Raw genomic sequence first — 23,118 nt, 5'->3', positions numbered from 1 at the left:
CCCCTCGCCCCCTTTAAGGCGAGAGTCAGGAGGAATCATGCCTACCGCCACCTACGGAAGCTGGCCATCCCCCATCACCACGGGAACAATTACGGCTCGTACCGTACTTCTCTCTCAGGTTCGTGTTGACGGTCCCGATACCTATTGGGTTGAACGTCGCGCCACCCAGGAGGGGCGCCAGGTTCTGCTGCGTCGCTCCGGTGATGGAACTATTGGTGAGATTCTTCCTCTTACTCCTGATGACCAACTCGTGGATGTACGCACCCTTGTCCATGAGTACGGAGGCAAGGCTTACGCAGTGAGTGGAGGAATCATCGTCGTCTCTCATGCAGGGGACTCGCGCCTGTACCTATACAACGTGGAAGACCGTATGCGTGGTCTCGTCCCACTGACTATCTACGGTGACGTTCGCCATGGCGATATAGAGATCGATCGTGACCGTGGCCTGCTATATGCCGTGCGTGAGGATCATCGTAGCAATGGTGAGGCAGTGAACTCCCTCGTTGCTGTGCCTCTCGATGGCAGCGCAGCCCGTGACGATGAACCAGTAAAAACCGTCTTTAGCGGTACGGACTTCGTCTCCTCCCCCGCACTCAGCCCCGACGGCCAACACCTCGCGTGGCTCAGTTGGAATCACCCCAACATGCCATGGGATGAGACCACTCTCCACGTAGCCGATCTCAACGACGACGGCACAATTGGTGAGCACACGATTATTTGCGAAGGTAAAGGCGTTAGCGCCGTGGAACCACGGTGGACTCAAGAGTGCGACCTCATTCACGCCTCGAATCACTCCGGCTTTTGGAACCTCTACCGCACTGAAGGTTTCCCTGTTTTGGGGGCATCTGCTCCGGGATGGACAAAGAAACTGCGCACACGCTCCCTCCACCCCAAGGATGCAACTTTTTCGCTTCCGGCTTGGTATTTGGGTCCTCACTCCTATGACATTCTCGACGGCGATCGCCTCATCGCTTCGTGGACTCAAAACGCGATTGGCCACCTGGGCACTATTAAATTGGCCAACGGCGAACTCGAAGAGTGGGTCACTGGCTGGCAGCCCATGGGAAACGTTGCCTCTGCTGATGGACGCGTCGTCATGCTAGCCACCAGTGAAGTTCACCTGCCATCTATCGTTGAGGTCAAGAATGGTTCGGTCCAGGTTCTACGCGGCTCTGGCGAGTTTGATCCTGACACCAAGGGCATCTCTCTGGCTTTACCTGTCCAGTGGCCCACCACTGACGGCGCGACTTCTCATGGCTTCTACTACGAGCCAGCTAACGCTGAATACACCGGCGAAGACGGTACCAAACCTCCATTAATCGTCAACGTTCACTCTGGCCCTACGACGGCATCCCACGCTGGCTACGATCTGGAAATCCAGTACTGGACTAGTCGTGGTTTTGCTTACCTTGACGTCAACTACCGTGGTTCCACCGGTTACGGAACCAAATACCGTAAGGCCCTTGACGGAAAGTGGGGCATTGTTGATGTGGATGACTGTGTCAGCGGCGCACAGTACATCGTTGATCAAGGCTGGGTAGATCCTGAGCGCGTCGCTATTCGTGGACACAGCGGTGGTGGATTTACTGTCCTTAGTGCTTTGACCCGCTCCACAATTTTCAGTGCTGCGGCTTCAATGTTCGGCGTAGCTGATTTGGGTCTGCTGGCTCGTACCACTCATAAGTTCGAGTCACACTACATTCCCCAATTAGTAGGAGCTCACAGCGTAGACGATCCACTTCTACTTGAGCGCTCTCCCATCAGCCACGTAGAGTCAATCCATGCGCCTTTGCTCCTGATTCAAGGCACCAATGACCCTGTGGTTCCTGCCGAACAAGCCACCACGATGTTCGACGCCGTGGCGTCGAAGGGTCTTCCGGTTGCCATTGATATGTACCCGGGTGAGGGCCATGGTTTCCGCTTAGCGTCGAATATCCGTAAGGCTTTCGACGCTGAGCTCAGTTTCTATTGCCAGGTGTGGGGTATCACCCCTGGTGAAGAACTGTCCCATACTGTGACTGTTGAGAACCTGGAGCATCGCGAGCAATGAGCGGCCTGAGAGACCGGATCTTAGGGTATTTCCGATACAACCGATCGGGTCTTCTCATACTCGCCGCACTCGTTGGCTTAGGTTCTGGCCTTGGGGCTACGGCTTTCCGTTTAGGTATTGACGCTTGGAGTGAGTTCCTCACCGGCGCCCCGGATTACTCCGTATCCATGGGTCCATCGTTTGGCGCTTTAGCCATAATGGGCCCATGGTTCGTGGTTGTTGCTCCTCTTATCTCCGCAGCCATCTATGGACCATTGATGGCGAAGTTCGGCGGAGCAAGCACAGGTCATGGAGTGGGGGGTGTGATGTTTTCTGCCCGTCGCAAAGACGGATCTGTCAATCTCAAACCAGCAGTCACCACCACTGTTGCCTCCACGCTCACCATTGGTGGCGGTGGTTCAGTAGGTCCTGAAGGTCCGATTGCTGAGTTAGGCGCGGCCGTCGGATCATTGCTTGGCCATATTTTCAAAGTTCCAGAAAAACCTCTTCGTACCCTCGCTGCAGCAGGTACCGCCGCAGGTATCGCCGCCGCATTCGATGCTCCTTTGGCTGGCGCCTTTTTCGCCATGGAAGTGATTTTGGTGGACTTCACGGCGGAAACCTTTGGCTTCGTGGTGATCTCTTGTGTAGCTTCCTCGGTACTCGCTGATCACTTAATGGATAAAACCCTCTCGCTGTCATTACCAACAGGCCTCGTTATTGGTGAAGGAAGCGACCTTGGCGTGGTGGCCACGCTCGGCATTTTGGGCGGTGTGATCGGTGTGTTGTTCTCTCGCATCCACTTCCGCACCAAAGACCTCATCGACTGGGCATGGCATGGTCCATCATGGTTGCGTCCCATCGTGGGTTCATTGCTCATCGGTGGAATTCTGCTGATCTGGCCTGAAATGTATGGCGAATCGAACGGCGTTCTGGACCGCGCATTACATGGCCGTTACACCTTAGTTCTGCTAGTCATACTAATGTTGGCCAAAATCGTCGCGACTTCAGTGACATTAGCCGTTGGTGGCGTGGGTGGCGTATTCGCCCCGTCCCTATTTATCGGCGGCATGCTTGGTGCTGCTGTTGGAACCGTAGCTTCCCCCGGTAACGCTGCAGCTGCTGCCATGTTTGGCGTGGTAGGCATGGGCGCCGTCTTCACAGGCGCAGCCCGAGCCCCGATTACGGGTGTCATCCTCATTATTGAGATGACCGGTCAATACGATCTGTTACTGCCCCTTATGCTTGCCATCGCGCTAGCTACCGGTGTGAGCCGATTCTTAACTCGCACCACGATTTACACCGAGGAACTGCGCAAGCGTGGCGAAGATATTGATGATCCTGTTCGTGCCACCCTCGTTGGCCGCACTCCTGCGCGAGCCTTGATGCAACGTCCCCCCACGGTACTGCCCGCCACGATGAACTTGGCTGATGCTGCGCAAGCACTGCGTTCATCCGATTGCTACCGCCTGCCCGTTATTGACGGTGATGATCCTGATAACGATCGTTGGCTCGGATGCGTGAGCGCTTTTTCTGTGGCCGAGGCACGTCTTGAAGGCGATGACCAGCGCACCATCGATTCGCTCGTACTTAACCGCGAGCATGTACGCAGTGAAGACTCCCCCACAACGGTGCTTCGAACATTGCTTGAATCGCATGCTGAAGGTTTGCCAGTCATTGACCACAATGGTCTTCTTCTTGGCTGGGTTAGCCAGGAGGATATGGTCCGTCGGTTGTATCGCCATCAGCGCCGTGCTCTGGAAGCTGCAGAAGCTCGTACGTCCTTTGGTGCGCGTATGTATGCCTATGAACAGATTTGGTTACGCCGACTTCGTGAGGCGGCCACTGCCGAACGAGATGCTCAAGCTCGCTGGTCCGTGCGTATGAATCCGTGGCACTCTCATGGTCAATCAGGGGTTGCTCAGCCTAAGCGTAAGCATTCACGCAACACTGCAGATTCGGCTGAATAATTATTGAAAAACTACCGATTCCCTTGAATGGGAATCCCGTACGTCCCTACGGAATTGCTCACGCGAGGAACATCGGCACTAACAACTTCAGTTGTTAGTCACTCTTGCGTTCGGTCAGAACGCCGCGGCCCACGGAACCGGAAATATCCTGAATGCGCTCAGCATTGACCACGATACGACGAGGATCACTCCACCATAACCAAGCACCAGCAACAATCGGTGTGAGCAAGGTAAGGAACCAGGATTCCTCTCCCCATTGAGCCCATACGGTCCCATCAATGAAAGACTGAGCAGTAGGCTGAGGCTGTGCTCCTAGTGCGTTGACAACAACAAAGCCAAGTACGGTGACGACGAAACATCCCCACCCCACCCAGCGCATACGTCGTCCGTTGTGCGCCAATGAAATCGACAAGACGATGAAAGCAAGGCCTGCAACCATCGATGTAATGTCGCTACGAACTGACGTTGTCTCACGAATGATATGAACAAATGATGGTACGAAGGTCACCGCACCGGTGATTGCGGTGAGAACCACGACGAGTCGGCCAAAGCCGAGCGCAGAACGACGCGAATCGGTGAGCGCGCGCTCGTGTGCAGTCTCGTTCATGGATACCTGTGGTTTCGTCGGGGTAGAAAGTTATGAATTCACGGCCTTCTACTGTCGCCGCGAAACATCAGTATAAGGTGCTCCACTCCATTCCCCTGCATTTTTCATCCCAAGACACTGTTGGATTCTCCATGTTCGTGTTCCCTCAACCACTGCCTTATGCTCTGTGCCCTGCACATCGTTGAGGGAAGAGGGATACGATGTGACGGTGACATCACTAATTGCTACATCCTCAGCCCTGTCCTCCTACGATGCCGATGTGCTCGTCGTTGGTGCGCAGTCCACTCCTGATGGTCCTGTGCTCCTGATCGACTCTGACGCACTGGGCAAAAAGAACCATCTCACCGCTGCTCTAGAGCATCTTGAAGATCTCGGTATGAGCGGTAAAACTGACGAAATTCTTCGCTTACCTGCCGCCGGCGTACTCAAGGCACGCATCCTCATGATCGTGGGTCTTGGACCAGCACTAACTCCGGTGAGCCTGCGTCGTGGTGCTGGCTGCGCTGTTCGCGTTGCCGCTCCGGCTTCCCATGTCGCTCTTGCCCTCCCCACTCCTGATGTTGAAGCTGTTGCCGCTGTTGCCGAAGGGGCCGCATACGGTGCTTACACATGGAGCCACCGCGTGCCTGCAACAGATACACCTGTTGCCCAGGTAAGTGTGCTGACCGATCTTGTTGGGTCCAAGCGCTCCGCTGAAGCAAAGGCCGCTCGCGAAGCGTGTGAGCGTGCAGAAATTCTGGGCCGCGCCGTGGCATTGACTCGCGATCTGGTCAATGATCCACCGAACAAGCTCACTCCGGATACATTTGCCACCGTCGCGCGAGATGCCGCTAAGAAAGTCGGTGTTTCCTACTCCGTTCGCGATGAGAAGGCACTGGCGAAGGAGGGCTTCGGAGGCATTGTGGGCGTGGGACAAGGATCCACTCATCCTCCTCGCCTCGTTCGTTTGGACTACAAGCCTCGTGGCGCTAAGAAGCACATTGCTCTGGTCGGAAAGGGAATTACTTTCGATTCGGGTGGCTTGTCCATTAAGCCTTCTGCTTCTATGCCGGAAATGAAGTCCGATATGGCTGGAGCCGCCAGCGTACTAGGTGCTGTTCTCGCTGTTGCCGAACTTGGTCTCAACGTTCACGTCACCGGCTGGCTCGCGCTGGCAGAAAACATGCCTGGCATGGATGCCCAGCGTCCCAGTGACGTGGTCACCATGTATGACGGCACCACAGTGGAAATTACAAACACCGACGCCGAGGGCCGCTTGGTCATGGCAGACGCGCTGGCCGTAGCCGTAGAGGAACACCCCGACGCAATCCTCGACGTGGCCACACTCACCGGCGCCCAGATCATCGCCTTGGGTGAACGTACCAGCGGTGTTATGGGTGATGACGATGTTCGTAACGCCGTGGTCGCGGCTGCTGAAGAATCGGGCGAAGCCTTCTGGCCCATGCCCCTCCCTGAGGACGTAGCAGCAGGATTAGATTCCCCCTACGCCGATTTACAAAACGCAAACATGTCTAATCGCGCTGGCGGAATGCTCCTGGCAGGCCACTTCCTTGCTCATTTTGTGAAAGAAACACCATGGGCACATCTGGACATTGCCGGACCAGCTTTCAACGAGAGCTCTCCGTGGGGATTCACCCCCACCGGAGGTACCGGAGCGAGTGTTCCGACCTTGGTTTCCTTTATTGCTCAGCACAATGACTGAGTAGGAACAGTGGGGGCTAGTTTTTCACATGAAGAAAAATTAGCCCCCACTCACTCCTTTTACTCCTTCTTCGTGACTCTTATCACAGGCCATGGGGGACTCTTGTCCCTCCCATTAGCGAGGATCAGGATGTTCATTCCAGTTCGAAGTGGAACAATGGGCACCAGGAACGGCTCCACTGCCGTACCAACGTCATCATCTTGACTGAGGAGTTTTTCGTGACTGAATCCATGTACGACATGGTCATTCTGGGTGCTGGGTCTGGTGGCTATGCCGCTGCTCTGCGTGGTGCTCAGCTCGGCCTCAAGGTTGCTCTCATCGAAGCGGATAAAGTTGGCGGTACCTGCCTCCACCGCGGATGCGTGCCCACTAAGGCTGTTCTCCACGCTGCAGAAACAGCAGCAGCTGTTCGTGAAGCCAGTGCCCTAGGTATCAACGCTGATTACCTTGGCGTTGATATGGCAAAGGTCAACGAATACAAGAACAGCATCATCACCAAGATGTACAAAGGTCTGGAAGGCTTAGTTTCCTCCCGTGGCATTGATTTCATCTCCGGATGGGGCAAACTCATCTCCCCCACCACCGTTGAGGTTAACGGCCAACAGTACACTGGCAAGAACGTCATCCTTGCTTCCGGTTCTTTCTCCAAGACTATTGGTCAGCAAATCGGTGGTCCTGTCATGACTAGCGAACAGGCATTGGAAATCGACCACGTTCCTTCCTCCGCAGTTATCCTCGGTGGCGGCGTGATCGGCGTAGAGTTTGCCAGCGCCTGGGCTTCCCTAGGCTGTAACGTGACCATCATTGAAGGCCTGCCCCACCTCGTTCCCAATGAGGACGAAGCCATCAGTAAAGCCCTTGAGCGCGCATTCCGTAAGCGCAAGATCACTTTCAAGACCTCCACGATGTTCGAACGTGTCGAGCATGTCGATGGTGGCGTTCGCGTCCATACTCAAGATGGCAAGACATACGACGCTGAAGTCATGCTCATTGCCGTAGGCCGCGGCCCTGCTACCGCCAATCTCGGTTATGAAGAGGTCGGCGTTGCTATGGAACGTGGCTTTGTCCTCACCGATGACTACTGCCGCACCAACATCCCCGGTGTGTGGGCCGTGGGTGACATTGTTCCTGGCGTTCAACTTGCTCATCGCGGTTTCGCCCAGGGTATTCAGGTTGCCGAGTCCATCGCCGGCCTCAATCCCAAACCTGTTGACGACGTGCTTGTCCCTAAAGTCACTTTCTGTGAACCTGAAATTGCCTCTGTCGGTCTGTCCGAAGCAAAGGCTAAAGAAATTCACGGCGCTGACAACATCACCACCGCAGAGTTCAACGTCGCAGGCAACGCCAAGAGCCAGATCCTGGGCACCACCGGCTTCGTCAAGTTGGTTAGCCTCAAGGATGGCCCCATTGTTGGTTTCCACGCCATTGGCACCCGTATGGGTGAACAGATTGGTGAAGGCCAGCTCATCGTGAACTGGGAAGCTGACGCAAATGACGTAGCTAGCCTTGTTCACGCCCACCCCACCCAAAACGAGACCATCGGTGAAGCCGCCATGGTTTTGGCAGGTAAGGCCCTGCACAACCACGGCTGATCGCTAGAGATAGTTACGAGAGTAGGAAAGACACATGTCTGAATCCGTCAAGATGCCCGCACTAGGCGAATCCGTCACCGAAGGCACTGTGAGCTCCTGGCTCAAGGCCGTGGGTGAGCATGTTGAGGCTGACGAGCCTTTACTGGAAGTCGCTACTGACAAGGTTGACACCGAAGTTCCTGCCCCGATCTCTGGTGTGATCGAGCAGATTTTGGTTGAAGAAGACGAAACCGTTGAGGTCGGCACCGTCCTGGCCATCATCGGTGACGGCTCTGGCGCAGGTTCCGCACCTGCCGCACAAGAAGCACCCGCTGAAGTCGCTCCTGCCGCGGAGGCTGCCCCTGTTGAAGCCCCTGTCGCTTCCTCAGGTTCTGTTGAAGGCACCGAAGTGACCATGCCCGCCCTTGGTGAGTCCGTCACCGAAGGTACCGTCAGTTCCTGGCTCAAGGCCGTGGGTGACGAAGTTGAGGCTGATGAGCCCCTCCTTGAGGTTGCTACCGACAAGGTTGATACCGAAGTTCCCGCCCCCGCTTCCGGCGTACTTCTCGAAATCCGTGTCCCTGAAGATGACACCGTTGAGGTCGGTACCGTTCTGGCTATCATCGGCGCTCCTGGCGCCCAGACTTCCTCTGCTCCCGCAGCCCCCGAACAGCCTGCCGCTCCAGTTCAGGCCCCTGCAGTCCAGGCTGCTCCTTCCACTGCTCCCGTGTCCGCTCCGGTTCCTCCAGCAAGCGCCACCGCATCTGCTTCTTACGTGACCCCTATCGTTCGTAAGTTGGCCAAGGATCTCGGTGTTGACCTTGAGACCGTCACTGGTACCGGTGTTGGTGGCCGCATCCGCAAGCAGGATGTTGAGCAGGCTGCTGAGGCCGCCAAAGCTGCTCAGGCTGCACCTGCCGCAGTTCCCGCCGCTGTTCCTGCCGCCAACGCTCCTGCTGCCGCACCTGCAAAGAAGGCCGTTGAGGTCTCCTCACTGCGCGGCACTACCGAGAAGATGAGCCGCCTACGCCAGGTCATCTCTGAGCGAATGATCGACTCTTTACAGACTTCTGCTCAGTTGACCACCGTGGTCGAAGTTGATGTCACCAAGATTGCTGCTCTGCGCGCCAAGGCCAAGAATGACTTCCTGGCTAAGAACGGCACCAAACTCACTTTCCTGCCCTTCTTCGTCCAGGCTGCTACCGAGGCTTTGAAATCTCACCCGAAGATCAACGCCTCCATTGATGGCAAGAACGTCACCTACCACGACGTTGAGCACATCGGTATCGCCGTTGACACTCCTCGTGGTCTACTCGTGCCCGTCGTCAAGAACGCCGGTGATATGAATATCCCGGGGCTGGCCAAGTCCATCAACGACCTGGCGGCACGCACCCGCGACAATAAGGTGGCTCCTGAAGAACTCTCCGGCTCTACCTTCACTATTACCAACACCGGTTCCGGTGGCGCACTGTTCGATACCCCGATCATTAACCAGCCCGAGGTTGCGATCCTGGGACTAGGTGCGATCGTGAAGCAGCCTCGCGTGGTACGCGATGCTGATGGCAACGAAACCATCGGTATCCGATCCGTCTGCTACCTGGCTCTGTCTTACGACCACCGTCTGGTTGACGGCGCTGACGCAGCCCGTTATTTGATGACTGTGAAGAAGCGCCTCGAAGAGGCTGACTTCGCCGGTGAACTTGGCCTGTGAGTGAACCCGTTCCTTACGAGTCAAGCCTCACCCACAACGGGTGATTCCCAGTCGTAATGAACCGCTAATTCGCCATGTGGGGGTCCCCAGCACTTGTGCTGGGACCCCCACATGTATTCATAAAAACTATTTGATGATATTAAGGCCTCATTCGTTTAATTGCTTTTCCCACATGCTCAAGGACCCTCACAATCAACATTTCAGTCAATGACGTGACTTATTCATCACGGTGACACTACATCCCAGACGCACCATCTTCCGTCACCTTGATGTTTAACTATGACCTGCACATCACGACTATCAACCGCAGGAACAGTACGCACAGTGTCATATGACATCTGTGAGGGATCATCGCTAAGGCGAAAAACGGTATAAGGCTGATGCGACAGACGAGTAGTCATCCTAATAAGTTCGTCCTCGGCCATTTCCTCATTACCCTCAAGTTCTCCCTGGTCACTACCCCACGAATTACGATTAAGCGTTTCCTCGCCCCTCTCCTCTGGGCCATATTCAACCATTCCCAATCCACTCATTTCCCTATTTCCCGCAGAGTCTTTCGCATCATCGTCCGGAAATAGCACGCGACTAACCAACCCCTGAGCGGCCATTCCTTCCCACTGATCACGAAGTGTTTTTTCCTGGTCGATTACTGCAGACGCCGGACACTCAAAAGCGAAAACCTTTCCCCATAAATCAGCGCCATCATCATTATTTGACAGTGACGAATCGCTATGGTGACGGGAAGAACTTTTATCATCGGTGCCACGAAGCGCATTGTCCCGTGCAGCCAACCACCTCCGGATAAGCGACTGAACCTGGCACTGTTCGCCTCTGTCCTGGCACGCTGGTTGGCGGCTAGCAATATAAATAGGATCCGCACGATGAGAATCGCGCTCCTCTTGGTGTTGCGTGTCTCTATTTGTAAGGATCGAATGAGTAAGTGAATACAGTTCACGAGAAGTCTCATCATGATGAGTCACTAGGGCTGCTGCTACACCACCAGTAACCACTGAAAACACTGCCGTAACAATGATCAAAGTCATGCGTAATCGAGGGCAAAAAGCCTTCCTTTTTCTTCCTGTACCACTTATTGTCATTGGCTTGACACGTGTAGGGGCTGCTGCCTGGCTGCGTATCATTTCTGCAGCTAGAAGTTCACGCTCAGGCACGTCAATAGGCATTGGTGAAATCCCAGGAATCGTCCGTAAAGCACAAGAAATTGCTGATGGCCGATCACCGTGGGATTCGCTAAGTGCATCATTCCACCGCACACGGTCATACTCCCAGTCAGCAGGGTCGCTGCATACTTGAACGATACGAGCTAAAGAGTAAACGTCGTCGTGCCAAGTAGGACGCTGTCCCTGTTCCACTTGGGGTGAAGAAAACCCTTGGGTACCGACTTCACTGGGCCGAGAGAAAAAATCAATCAGCCGTAACTCGCCATCGGGAGTACAGATGATGTTGTGTGGAGATAGATCTCCATGAACGAGTGATTCGCGATGCAGGGCTGCCAGAGCGCTGGCGACCTGATCAATCAGTGTGGAGAGTTCTCCAAGGAGTAATGATCCCCTCGATTTGAGGACTGTTTGTAAAGAGACTCCCGAAACGTAATCACTAACAATCGCAAGGTGATTCGGGGAGAGTTCTAGACACTCACGAATAGTTTCACATGAGCGATGACGAACACGTGTCAAGACGCTATACCTGCGATGAAAAATCCGCTTTTCTTCTTCAGTAACAGTAAGAATTCGCAGGATATAGGAGTCACCTCGCTCGTCACGGGCATACCACACCATACGATCAGCACGGCTGCTCAGTACCGTGCTGACAGTAAATCCCTGCCTTTCCAGACGTGGAAGAAGTGGGTAAACCCAATCAACACAATCTGGATACACAGTTCGGTAATACTCAATGAGTTCACGCTCAAGGTGATCGCGAGTATGAGCAGCAATACGTATTGGGCCTTTTCTCAATGGTGAAAACTGCGACGGTTGATGATCACACGCCTCATGACCGGACGTATTCCTGCACCAGAACCGGCGCTTTCGTTCGTCAACAATCATCCCCATGCCCCGCATGGGCCACTTTGAAGGTACACCCGTATGGCGCATAACGAGTTTTTCCCCTGCACCACAATCTGTTGAGGTATCCATATCTTTATCAGCCATACATTAAGTATGAACAACAATCATTAAACATCATGAAAAGTCAGTAAACCTGTGGATAACTCATCTACTGATTGTCACGCATTCCTTTGTTCACCACTCCTCACTCATTCCATACCCAATTCACCTCTCACTGAACGCATTCCATCGCCTTGTCACAGCGGGCAAAACGCCTGCCCGCGATGCGTTACAGTGACACGGTGCAGTGCTTAGATTTCACCGACCGCCGAATGACCTACACCGAAGGTCGTGATCTTCAAGAACGCATCCATACCAATGTCATGAACGGCGCTGAATCGACCATCATCATGGTGGAACATGAACCCGTGTACACCGTAGGCCGCCGCGCAAAGACCACTGAGCGCCCGTCCACCCAGACAGTAGGCCCCCACGATGTTCCAGTTATTGATGCGGACCGTGGAGGGAAAACAACATGGCATGGTCCTGGTCAGTTGACGGTCTACCCCATTATCGCGATGGCGATGCCCATTGATGTCATCGTTTACGTGCGCGCACTAGAACAGGCGGTGATGGATGTGTGCGCACAGTACGACGTCGACACGATACGTGTTGAGGGACGCAGTGGCGTGTGGGTGCCTGCACATGATGGAAAACCCGAAGCGAAAATTTGTGCACTAGGCGTGCGAGTGGCACGGTCAGTGACCCTTCACGGAATTGGTTTCAACATTAATCCGGACCTGTCGGCTTTCGATTTAGAGCGCATCATCCCCTGTGGCATCACAGATGCAGGCGTGACTTCTCTTACGGAGGAAACTGGCCTGGATCTCACGATTCATGATGTTTCCGACGCCGTGTACTCGTCTTTAGTCGCTCATCTCACCCCTCTTCGCCACCACTAAGTAGGTCTGAGGTCCCAGTCTTCGTGGAGGGGGACTAAACTACAAGGAGTGCTCAGAAATACCTCAATGCACGTCTGCCACTCCGAACAAGTCAAGGACGTACACTGAGCCAGCATCACACCAATGACTTCGTTGTGACACAACCACGGAAGGATATGCGTTGACTCCTACGCCAGCCCCCGAGGGGCGCCGACTTCTACGTGTCGAAGCGCGTAACGCACAGACTCCTATTGAGAAAAAGCCCTCGTGGATTAAGACCCACGCGGTGGTGGGCGAGACCTACCAGGAAGTGCGTGGATTAGTCCGCGAAAAGAAACTCCACACCGTATGCGCAGAGGCAAATTGCCCCAACGTCTACGAATGCTGGAATGACCGCGAAGCAACTTTCCTCGTTGGTGGAGACATCTGCACTCGTCGCTGCGATTTCTGTGATATCGCTACTGGTCGCCCCACCGAGTATGACGAAGATGAACCTCGCCGTGTGGCACAGTCCGTTGCTGATATGGAACTTCGCTACGCCACTATCACCGGAGTGGCTCGCGATGATCGCCCCGATGGCGGAGCATGGCTCTATGCTCAGACGTGCCGCGAGATCCGCAAAATGAGTCCGAGTACCGGCGTAGAGTTGCTGGTCCCCGATTTCAAAGCAGACCCTGACGCGCTAACTGATGTTTTCGATTCACGTCCTGAGGTTTTCGGCCACAACCTTGAGACTGTCCCTCGTATCTTTAAGTCCATTCGCCCTGCTTTCTCTTATGAACGCAGCCTGGAAGTGATCACCGCAGCGTCTGAGGCTGGATTGGTCACGAAGTCCAACCTCATCCTTGGTATGGGTGAACGTCCTGATGAAGTTGAGCAGGCAATGGAAGCATTGGTGAACGCCAAGTGTGACATTCTCACCATCACCCAGTATCTGCGTCCTTCTCCCCTGCATCATCCCATTGACCGCTGGGTGAAGCCTCAGGAATTCATTCAGTTGTCAAAGTTGGCTGAAGAAATTGGCTTCGCTGCAGTGATGAGTGGCCCAATGGTGCGCTCGTCCTACCGTGCTGGCCTTTTGTGGGGCCGAGCCATGGTGAAGCGTGGATGGCCTATTCCCGAACATCTTGCTGAACTAGCTGTCCCCACCACAACCCGTCAGGAAGCAACGAGTCTCGTTGGCGCCCATTGAGCACCTCTTCACTCACTTCTCCCCATAGAATCCACCTTTTGTCCAAAGTGAACTATTCTTAGTCATCGTGAGCACTCAACCAACACCTAAGCCCAAGAAAGAGCGCAAGTTAGCGCTCTACTTCCGCAACCTTAAAGACTCCTACACCATCTCACGGAGGACATTCCCGTGGGTCGGCTGGGCCATGCTTGGTGCCTTCGTCGCTTTCGTCGCACTCGGCGTTGCCATCGCAGCATCTGTTCAGCAACCTCTGTGGTACTGGGCTTTACTTGGTGTGCTTATCGGTTTTACTGCTGACCTGATGATTCTCAGTTGGACAGTTCGCCGTGCCTCCTACTCACAAATTGAGGGCCACCCCGGCGCAACCAAAGCTGTCCTTGACCAGATCCGTCGTGGCTGGAACATCGACGAAGAACCCTGCGCTATCAACCCCAAGACTCGTGACATCGTCTGGCGCGCAGTAGGCCGCCCTGGTGTGGTCCTCCTTGCTGAAGGCCCCTCTAGTCGCACCACCAAAATGTTGCAGGAAGAAAAGCGCAAGGTTAACCGTATTATTCCTACCGTTCCGGTTCATACTCTTCAGGTAGGAACAAGCGAAGGCCAGGTACGTTTGATTGATCTGGAAAAGACAATGCGTCGCCTTCCCACTAAGCCTACGAAACTGACTCCTGCGGAAATTGTCCAGGTTGCTCAGCGTCTACGTTCACTAGGCGCCAAAGGCTTACCCATTCCTAAAGGCATCGATCCCAATGCTGTTCGCCCCAACCGCCGTGCAATGCGCGGTCGCTGATCGGCACTGAAATTTTGCTCATCGTCCCCCAGGTCCACTGTGTGATCTGGGGGACGAAACATTACTGACACATGTCTGCCACGGCAATGACATGGATCAGACGGTAGCGTTATTACTGAATCTGAACGGTTCACTGATACGTGCTCCCCGCGTAATGATTATTGGTTTCCACGGAACCACCCAGCATGGAGGAAATAATGTTCAAAGATGCTGCTGAAGCATTGACGTACATCGAAAAAGAAGATGTCCAGTTCGTTGATGTACGTTTCTGCGACTTGCCTGGAGTCATGCAGCACTTCACCATCCCTGTAAGCGCGTTTAAAGACGATGCGCTGACTGACGGCCTGATGTTCGATGGATCCTCCATCCGAGGCTTTACCGCTATCCACGAATCAGACATGAAATTGGTTCCGGACGTTACTACCGCGTTCCTTGACCCTTTCCGTGATCACAAAACGCTGGTCATGAACTTCTCCATCGTCGATCCCTTCACTGACGAGGTTTACTCCCGCGATCCCCGCTCCATCGCCGCCAAAGCTGAGAATTATTTACGCTCCACCGGTATTGCCGATACTTGTTACATCGGTGCTGAAGCAGAGTTCTACCTCTTTGACACCATCCGTTACGAATCCAAGCCTCAGGGTTCCTTCTACGCCATCGATTCTAAGGAAGCTGCTTGGAACACCGGCTCTAACGAAGATGGCGGTAACCAGGGCTACAAGACTCGTTTCAAGGCCGGGTACTTCCCCGTGTCCCCCAATGATCAGATGGCTGATCTGCGAGACAAGATGAGCCGCGTCTGCCTTGAGGCTGGCCTTCAGATTGAGCGTGCACACCACGAGGTAGGCACCGGCGGTCAGCAGGAAATTAACTACCGCTTCAACTCTCTGCTCGCTGCAGGCGATGACATGATGAAGTTCAAATACATCATCAAGAACGTCGCTTGGGAAGCAGGCAAAACCGCGACCTTTATGCCTAAGCCCATCGTGGGTGACAACGGCTCAGGTATGCACACCCACCACTCCCTGTGGAAGGACGGCAAGCCCCTGTTCTTCGATGAGCGCGGTTACGGCCAGCTCTCTGACCTGGCGCGTTGGTACATCGGCGGTATTCTCGCTCACGCACCGGCTCTCCTGGCATTTACAAACCCCTCAGTGAACTCCTTCCGCCGCCTGGTTCCCGGATTTGAAGCACCCGTTAACTTGGTGTACTCAGCACGTAACCGTTCTGCTTGCATCCGTATCCCTGTCACTGGTTCCTCAGCAAACGCTAAGCGCGTTGAGTACCGCGTGCCCGACCCCTCAGCGAACCCCTACCTGTGCTTCGCCGCTATCCTCATGGCCGGAATCGACGGTATTCGTAACCGCATTGAACCTCGCGAACCCATCGATAAGGACCTCTACGAACTGGCTCCCGAAGAGTTCCATGACATCGAGAAACTTCCCTATACCTTGGATCAGGCTCTTGAAGCTCTCGAAGAGGATCACGATTTCCTCACGGAAGGTGACGTGTTCACTCCCGACCTCATTGAAACCTGGATCGATTACAAGCGCGCCAACGAAATTGAACCGATGCGGATGCTCCCCCATCCCTTCGAGTTTGAGCTCTACTACGATATGTAGACGGTACTAGACGAGCACGGTCCTGACTTTTATAAGCAATTACGCTCTTATAAGTATTGCTTTCATGGTGCGTCTCTAGACGAAACCCGATGAAAGTCACCGATTAGTCACCGCTTATTCGTCTACAATCAGCAATGCCCCGTTATCGTTTCGACGATAACGGGGCATTTTCATGTCCGAAAGTTACTATCTGAAAACCAGAGCAAAGACAGACTCTAGAAAAACCACGAACAGCATCAAGCAGACGCAGATGCTGTCCACTGGCCGTTATTCCAACTGATAAGTTTCCAGCCGTCCGTGGGGTTGCCGCTGACGCGGGTAACGTGAGTGTTACCCATGGGGTTGTTGCAGATCCATGCGGGGTCTGCGCCGGTGGTCCCCAGGCAAGTGAATAGTCGCAGAATGGTTCCGTGAGCGACGATAAGTGCGGCTCCTTCAGCGTTGGTGCGCTCGTGTTCTTCAGCGATTTCTGTAACCACAGCGTTGAAGCGTTCAAATGTGATGCGGCCGTTATCTCCGCCCGGCATGCGCACTGCGGTGCGGCCTACCATCCAGGAGCGTGTGGAGTCGATGTAGCAGGAAACATCCTCAGTATCGGTGGACATTTCCATGCTTCCTGCGCACACTTCGCGCAGTCCATCACGTACCTGTGCTTTGAGTCCACGGTCGATTTCTAGCGGGGCGATTGTTTGCCGTGCCCGCTGGATGGGCGAAACCCACAGGGAGGCAATGGCATCCTCTGCGAGGGTACCGACTAGTGTTTTGGCCTGTGCTAGGCCGGTGTCATTGAGCGGGGCGCCGGGGATTGCTGTATCGAGGGCTCCGGCGAGGTTGGAGTCTGTTTGGCCATGTCGCACAAGAATGAGATCCACACCGTCATTGTGCCACCCTCGTGCTGACAAGTTCAGCCTAGGATATGGAGGGTTCTGCCACAGCAAACACTGACGTTGGCATGAACTGACGCGGCAAGTGTGCAGTTCAGGAAGGAGCGCAGACTACTTCAGAATTGCCAGGGGCGCGTGGGATCAAACGGGACGCGTCGTGTCGTGGTGCGGGGGCGGCGTCGTACCGGTTTTTTCGACGCCGTGGACTCGCCACGCTCCTTAGTCTCACCGTCTCTGTGTTCCCCTGCGTGTACCGAATGGGGAGTAGTTGCGTGCTGAGATGAGGCCCGTGTCACCTTGTCTGCGCTGCCCTCGCCAGGAGCAGAGAGATTGGGGGTGGAACCATACGCAGTATGGGCAAGGTTGTGTGCAGATGATGAAGGACTCTTCGCGGCAGTAGCGTTGGTTGTGTCCTTCTTTGGGATCTGCGAACGTCCGTAGATGAGAACCTCTGCCCAAGAACGTGCTCGTCGGGCAGCACGCAGATAATCATCATCAAGTTCCCATTCGCGTCCTACCTCGTAGCCAAGGAGTCTGCCCACCATACGCACATCGCGCAAGGATTCTGGCAGAGCGTCGATACGTGCGCCTGTGACGCGGCCAGCGCCAAGCACCACACCACTACGGATGCGCGTAGCCATAGTCCAGGCACGAACCAGAGCATCGCGAGCGTAGAGGTCAATAAGGCCATGATCGCAAGCAGCGTCAAGAGCCTCAATAGTTGAGGTGGTGTGAAGAGCGGGGATTTGTCCGGCGTGCTGCAGTTGAAGAAGTTGAGCGACCCATTCCACGTCCGTCAGGCCACCAGGACCCAGTTTGACGTGACGTTCAGGACGAATACCCCGGGGGATGCGTTCTGCTTCCATCCGAGCTTTAAGGCGACGAATATCGCGCAGTTCAGCACTACTCAACCCCTCGCTGTTATACCGAATAGGGTTAATACCATCGATAAAAGTTTGACCAAGAGAGGCATCACCGGCGCAGTGGCGAGCGCGAATCAAAGCATGCTTTTCCCAGGTAGCGCAGTGAGTGGAGTAGTACTCAATATAGTTCTCCACGCTTCGCGTGATTGGACCGGAGCGCCCCTCAGGACGTACGTCGCTATCGATAGCAAGTGGGTAGGGGCCCGTGGCAAGTAGTTTCTTGGTCCATTTGGCAACGGCTTCGGCCTCAGCCAAAGCCGATTGTGCAGTAACGCTTGCTGGACGAAGAGGAGATTCATCAAGCCCGTGCGAAGGCTCAAGAGGTTCATAGACGAAGAGGACGTCAGCATCGGAGGCGTAACTCATCTCTCCACCCCCCAATCGGCCCATGGCAATGACAGCGTGACGAGCGTGCTGTGCCGGCCAGCGTCCGGTTTCATCGCGTCCACCAGTGAGAGCCTCCTGGCCATCGCGTTCCGCGATGGCCAGTGCTGTAGCCAAGTGAAGAGCACCATCAATAAGTGCATCAGTGGCAGGAGAAAGAATGGTGGCGGAACGTTCAGGCTCCACGCCGTCAAGAGTGTCTCCGAGAGCCGCGCGGGTGTATTCACGAGCTCGGACAGAAGCCATGGACACCATCGCGTCATGGGCTAAGCCGTGGGGATCATCGGCCAGGGTTCGACGGCGAATAATGGCATGGATTTCGTCATGTAACGCCTCGTGGCTACGTGGGCTGAGGTCATCATCGTTATCGAGCCAGGCGATGGTTTCTGGGCGTTCAGCCAGGCGGTCGGCAGTCCAAGGGGCACCAGAGAGCACATGGCACAGACGCGGCGCTGCCAGCGAGGAATCACGGAGCATGGCCATGTACCAGTGCGAGCCCCCCACTTCATCACTGAGTTTACGCAAACTCAGTAAACCAGCATCCGGGTCTGGGCCTTGAGCAAGCCACTGGATCATTACCGGAAGCAACTGTTTTTGAATCGTGGCGGTACGTGAGACGCCTTCGGTCATGGCTTGGATGTGGCGAAGTGCCCCATCTGGATCGTGGTACCCCACAGCTTCCAGGCGCTGACATGCGGCCTGTTCCGTCAGAGCCAACTCGTCATTGGAAAGCGTGGCCGCAACAGTGAGCAGGGGCCTGTAGTAAATCTCTTCATGCAAGGTGCGCACACGACGCCGAATGGCAAGGAAGGACTTACGCAGTTCGTCAGGGTCATTCATTCGACCATGAGTCAGGCCTCTGCCGATGCGACGGACGTCCACATCCTTAAGAGGAAGATCATGGGTACGTCGGAAGCCAAAGACTTGTGCGCGGTGCTCAATGGCGCGCAGTTGGCGGTAGCAGTTGTCCAATTCGTGGGCATCACCGCGGGAGATATATCCACCGTCGCGAAGTGCATTAATCGCGTCCACAGTAGAACGAACGTGGAGACGCTCATCGGTACGTCCATGGACTAGTTGAAGGAGTTGGACGGTGAATTCCACGTCTCGCAGCCCACCGGGCCCCAGTTTGATGCGCCAGTCATCTCCACGGCTACTTGCGGATTCTGTTTCCACACGCTGGCGCATGGCTCGGGCATCATGAATGAAGTTTTCGCGGGAACTGGCCTGCCAGACCATAGGCCACATCTTGTCCATAAACTCTTGGCCAAGTCTCAGGTCTCCCGCGCAGGGGCGAGCCTTCAGCAACGCTTGAAATTCCCAGGATTGTGCCCAACGCTGATAGTAGGCCGCATAAGATTCCACGGTGCGCACCAGCGCACCATCTTTACCTTCAGGACGCAGTGCCGTGTCCACAGGCCAGAGGGCTTTTTCGTGTCCTGGCGATGAGCAGAATGTGGCAACAGATTGGGCGATATCTGCACCGATTTCTTGGCATTGATCATCATCGAGCGTAGCGCTATTCACCACGTACATCACATCAACGTCTGAGATGTAGTTGAGTTCTTGAGCACCAGTTTTTCCCAGAGCAATGATGCAAAATTGTAGTTCGCTGACCACGTCATAGCCACGTCGCGAAGCCACATCGAATTTCGCTAATTCCACCGCAGCATTAAGAGTGGCATCGACAAGGTCTGCCATACGGTGCGCTACCTCAATGACGCTAACGAATGGATCCTCGGCAGTACAGTCATCAGCAACAATGGTCACGAGACGCTCACGGTAAGCAAGGCGGAGTTCCTCTGCTGCTCGTAAGGGGTTCCATCGTGGCCAGGTATCGCCATCCACCACATCGACCACCCCTAAGCCTGCAGGCTCAAGTCCCATGCGAATGCGAGAAAGATCCACGGTATGAGCAAGAGCTTCATGAACGTTGATCGCATCCCATGAGCGCTTGTCACTGAGAGCCTGGATCATGGAAGGGTGGGCAACAAGGAAATCCCCCAGGGCGCGTGAGGCTCCAATTACGTGAAGAAGTCTGGTGCGCAACGGGGTGTCCGTAGCCATCACGTCAATCACGTCATTGGCTCGTTCAGTTTGAACCAAACGCACCAAGCACAAAAGTGCTTCAAGCGGATCGTTAAGTCCGCAAAGTGCATCGATGAATCCATCAGCACCGCATGCCTCAATGAGCGGTTCCATCACTGGATCATCAAGGACACGCAGTGCACGCGACGGTTCAGTGATACCCGCTCTGATCAGCCTGGTCCGTGAAAATCGTGGAGTCTGATCAGGAAGCACAACTCAGTCCTTAGGGAAAAACTGACTGATTTCGTACTGAGTGACCTGAGCGTCGTAGGCGCGCCATTCCTGTTCCTTGTCACGCAGGAAGTATGCGAAAGCATCTTCACCGAGCGTTTGAGCAACAAGTTCGGAATCGCGCATGGCAGCCACAGCACTCTTCAGCGAGGTGGGAAGTGCTTCAATGCCAAGGGCTTCACGTTCAAGCGGGCTCAATGCCCACACATCATCTTCTGCTTCGGCCGGAAGATCATAGCCTTCTTCAATCCCCTTCAAACCCGCTGCCAAGATGACGGCGAATGCGAGGTAGGGGTTGGCCGCAGAATCCAGGGATCGGTACTCCACGCGAACGGACTGTGCTTTGCCAGGCTTGTGCATGGGCACGCGCACTAGAGCAGAGCGGTTGTTATGTCCCCAGCATACGTAGGAGGGGGCTTCTCCCCCGCCCCACAAACGTTTGTAGGAGTTCACATGCTGGTTAGTCACCGCGGTGATTTCCTGGGCGTGGCGCAAAATACCAGCGATAAAAGAACGCCCGGTAGCCGAGAGTTGATACTGACCAGCAGGGTCATAGAAGACATTGCGTTCACCCTCGAAGAGAGAGAAGTGGGTGTGCATGCCGCTGCCGGGTTGTTCTACAAAGGGCTTGGGCATGAAAGTGGCGATGCAGCCTTCTTGGATAGCAACTTCTTCGATGACGGCTTTGAAAGTCTGGATGTTATCGGCCATGGACAGGGCATCGGCGAATCGCAGATCAATTTCGTTTTGGCCGGCGCCGCCTTCGTGATGAGAAAACTCCACAGAGATGCCCATATTTTCCAGCATGGTGATGGCGCGGCGTCGGAAATCATGAGCCGTACCGCCGGCCACGTGGTCAAAGTAGCCCGCGTGATCAGTGGGAGCGATCATACCGTTCTCATCCTTCTTGACGAGATAGAACTCGATTTCAGGATGGACGTAGCAGGTGAAGCCTGCGTCTGCGGCGCGCGCCAACTGCCGTTCAAGAACAGCGCGTGGATCGGTGCGTGCAGGCTGACCATCAGGAGTAAGTACGTCACAGAACATGCGGGCCACGCCATTAGAGCCGGCCCGCCAGGGAAGCATTTGGAAACTGGCTGGATCGGGGGCCAAGAGCATGTCAGATTCGTAGACGCGGGTCAGGCCCTCAACACTGGACCCATCGAATCCGATGCCTTCGTCGAATGCACCCTCAACTTCTGCCGGGGCGATGGCCACGCTCTTGAGTTGACCGCGCACATCGGTAAACCACAGGCGGACGAAGCGAATGTCGCGCTCTTCAATGGCGCGGAGCACATATTCCTGCTGTTTATCCATAGCGGTTCTACTCCTTGATGGCGTATTGGGCCTCCCTGTTCCATGCACCGAATCAGGCGATGGCAGCGGGGCGGTGATCACCCTGTGTCCTATTGTGCCTCACGTTGCAGCCAATATGCGTGTTGCTCACTAAGCAGTAGGCTTGATGCCATGAGTGATTCTGCTTCCAGCGCATTGCCTACTGCTTCTTACCCCGCACCTGCCAGCGACCAGGGTGTTGCTCCAGTTAACGACGCCGTATTCTCACCTGTCATGGCCAGTGTCCTTCCCGGCCCGGGCAAGCCCGTTCGTGTGCATCATTTGGCTCAGGCCAAGGAAGCCGGCGAGAAGATCACCATGCTCACTTCCTATGACGCGATTACCGCCGCAATTTTCGATCAGGCGGGCATGGATATGCTCCTGGTGGGTGATTCCATCGGCAACGTCGTCCTTGGTCACTCCTCTACTCTTCCCGTTGAACTCGATGAGATGATTGTGGCAACGCGGAGCGTGGCTCGTTCCGTCAAACGCGCATTCGTGGTGGCTGACCTGCCGTTCGGCTCCTATGAAGCAGGCCCGGAGCAGGCACTTGCTAGCGCAGTGCGCTTGATGAAAGTCGGGGCTCATGGCGTGAAGTTGGAGGGTGGTCAGCCTCGCGAGGCTGCTGTCCGTGCACTCACGGAGGCGGGCATTCCTGTAGTGGGCCACCTTGGTTTCACTCCGCAGTCAGTCAACATGCTTGGTGGTTTCCGAGTCCAGGGACGTGGCAATGCTGCTCAGGCACTCGTTCGTGATGCTCACGCCTTGGCGAATGCTGGCGCTGTTGCTTTGGTGCTTGAGATGGTTCCCGAGCCCGTAGCTGCTCAGATCACTGATGAACTTGATATTCCCACCATCGGTATTGGTGCTGGTGCGCGCTGTGATGGTCAGGTCCTGGTATGGACGGATATGGCAGGGATGACGTCGTGGTCTCCACGCTTCGCTCATCAGTTCGGCCAAGTGGGCCAGGCCTTATCTCAGGCTGTTCACAGTTATGCCCATGCCGTGAAAACTGGAGCATTTCCCGCTGCTGAACACTGGTTCGATCAATAAGGATGATTTCCTCACAGGCAAA

At 55.0% G+C, this 23,118-nt stretch carries 15 protein-coding genes; 10 read left to right on the top strand and 5 right to left on the bottom strand.

The genetic code is table 11. The annotated features are described in order from the left end of the window. The first annotated feature begins 34 nt into the window (after positions 1-34). Positions 35-2,050, top strand: a complete 2,016-nt coding sequence (locus tag A9753_RS03680; protein WP_089024729.1) for an alpha/beta hydrolase family protein — start codon at positions 35-37, stop codon at positions 2,048-2,050. Continuing rightward, a complete protein-coding gene (locus A9753_RS03675; RefSeq protein ID WP_067780570.1) occupies positions 2,047-3,999 on the top strand; it encodes a chloride channel protein in 1,953 nt (650 codons plus the stop codon). Before A9753_RS03680 ends, A9753_RS03675 begins: the two co-directional genes overlap by 4 nt. Before the next feature lie 94 nt (positions 4,000-4,093). Here the strand turns inward: A9753_RS03675 and A9753_RS03670 are convergent, their stop codons facing one another. Further along, on the bottom strand, positions 4,094-4,606 hold the full coding sequence (locus A9753_RS03670) for a hypothetical protein (RefSeq protein WP_067780568.1): 513 nt from the start codon (positions 4,604-4,606) through the stop codon (positions 4,094-4,096). A 202-nt stretch (positions 4,607-4,808) separates the two neighbouring features. On the opposite strand from A9753_RS03670, the gene A9753_RS03665 reads away from it, so the two are divergent. From A9753_RS03665 to sucB, 3 genes are all read left to right on the top strand, one after another. Next, complete coding sequence (locus A9753_RS03665) at positions 4,809-6,308, top strand: leucyl aminopeptidase (protein WP_245637353.1); 1,500 nt, start codon at positions 4,809-4,811, stop codon at positions 6,306-6,308. 218 nt (positions 6,309-6,526) lie between these two features. After that, positions 6,527-7,900, top strand: coding sequence for a dihydrolipoyl dehydrogenase (lpdA, locus tag A9753_RS03660; RefSeq protein ID WP_067780565.1), 1,374 nt, complete (start codon positions 6,527-6,529; stop codon positions 7,898-7,900). A gap of 34 nt (positions 7,901-7,934) precedes the next feature. Then, positions 7,935-9,590, top strand: a complete 1,656-nt coding sequence (gene sucB, locus A9753_RS03655) for a 2-oxoglutarate dehydrogenase, E2 component, dihydrolipoamide succinyltransferase (RefSeq protein WP_067780563.1) — start codon at positions 7,935-7,937, stop codon at positions 9,588-9,590. Positions 9,591-9,814: 224 nt separating this feature from the next. Here sucB and A9753_RS03650 read toward each other — a convergent pair whose 3' ends face one another. Then, positions 9,815-11,758, bottom strand: coding sequence for a serine/threonine protein kinase (locus tag A9753_RS03650; protein ID WP_067780560.1), 1,944 nt, complete (start codon positions 11,756-11,758; stop codon positions 9,815-9,817). A 179-nt stretch (positions 11,759-11,937) separates the two neighbouring features. Here A9753_RS03650 and lipB point away from each other — a divergent pair, with 179 nt between their 5' ends. The 4 genes from lipB to glnA (A9753_RS03630) all read left to right on the top strand — a co-directional run bounded on the left by lipB (position 11,938) and on the right by glnA (A9753_RS03630) (position 16,198). Continuing rightward, the gene (lipB, locus tag A9753_RS03645) at positions 11,938-12,615 is read left to right on the top strand and encodes a lipoyl(octanoyl) transferase LipB (RefSeq protein WP_067780551.1); all 678 of its coding nucleotides are present in this window, start codon (positions 11,938-11,940) and stop codon (positions 12,613-12,615) included. A gap of 160 nt (positions 12,616-12,775) precedes the next feature. After that, on the top strand, positions 12,776-13,786 hold the full coding sequence (lipA, locus tag A9753_RS03640) for a lipoyl synthase (RefSeq protein ID WP_067780548.1): 1,011 nt from the start codon (positions 12,776-12,778) through the stop codon (positions 13,784-13,786). A 67-nt stretch (positions 13,787-13,853) separates the two neighbouring features. After that, entirely contained in the window at positions 13,854-14,576 is a 723-nt protein-coding gene (locus A9753_RS03635; RefSeq protein ID WP_067780542.1) for a DUF4191 domain-containing protein, read from the top strand. Between the two features lie 197 nt (positions 14,577-14,773). After that, on the top strand, positions 14,774-16,198 hold the full coding sequence (gene glnA / locus A9753_RS03630; protein ID WP_067780539.1) for a type I glutamate--ammonia ligase: 1,425 nt from the start codon (positions 14,774-14,776) through the stop codon (positions 16,196-16,198). Between the two features lie 236 nt (positions 16,199-16,434). Here the strand turns inward: glnA (A9753_RS03630) and A9753_RS03625 are convergent, their stop codons facing one another. The 3 genes from A9753_RS03625 to glnA (A9753_RS03615) form a co-directional block, all read right to left on the bottom strand. After that, entirely contained in the window at positions 16,435-17,100 is a 666-nt protein-coding gene (locus A9753_RS03625) for a histidine phosphatase family protein (protein WP_245637352.1), read from the bottom strand. A gap of 98 nt (positions 17,101-17,198) precedes the next feature. Then, entirely contained in the window at positions 17,199-20,690 is a 3,492-nt protein-coding gene (locus tag A9753_RS03620) for a bifunctional [glutamine synthetase] adenylyltransferase/[glutamine synthetase]-adenylyl-L-tyrosine phosphorylase (protein ID WP_067780532.1), read from the bottom strand. Between the two features lie 3 nt (positions 20,691-20,693). Further along, positions 20,694-22,025, bottom strand: coding sequence for a type I glutamate--ammonia ligase (gene glnA, locus A9753_RS03615; RefSeq protein WP_067780530.1), 1,332 nt, complete (start codon positions 22,023-22,025; stop codon positions 20,694-20,696). Positions 22,026-22,277: 252 nt separating this feature from the next. Between glnA (A9753_RS03615) and panB the strand changes: the two genes are divergently transcribed. Further along, entirely contained in the window at positions 22,278-23,096 is an 819-nt protein-coding gene (gene panB / locus A9753_RS03610; RefSeq protein ID WP_067781070.1) for a 3-methyl-2-oxobutanoate hydroxymethyltransferase, read from the top strand. Positions 23,097-23,118: the final 22 nt, after the last annotated feature.

This window comes from Actinomyces vulturis, assembly GCF_001687305.1.
In the GTDB taxonomy this organism is placed as follows: domain Bacteria; phylum Actinomycetota; class Actinomycetes; order Actinomycetales; family Actinomycetaceae; genus Actinomyces; species Actinomyces vulturis.
The sequence above is the reverse complement of the archived record's forward strand: the minus strand, read 5'-3'. Positions and strand labels throughout refer to the sequence as shown.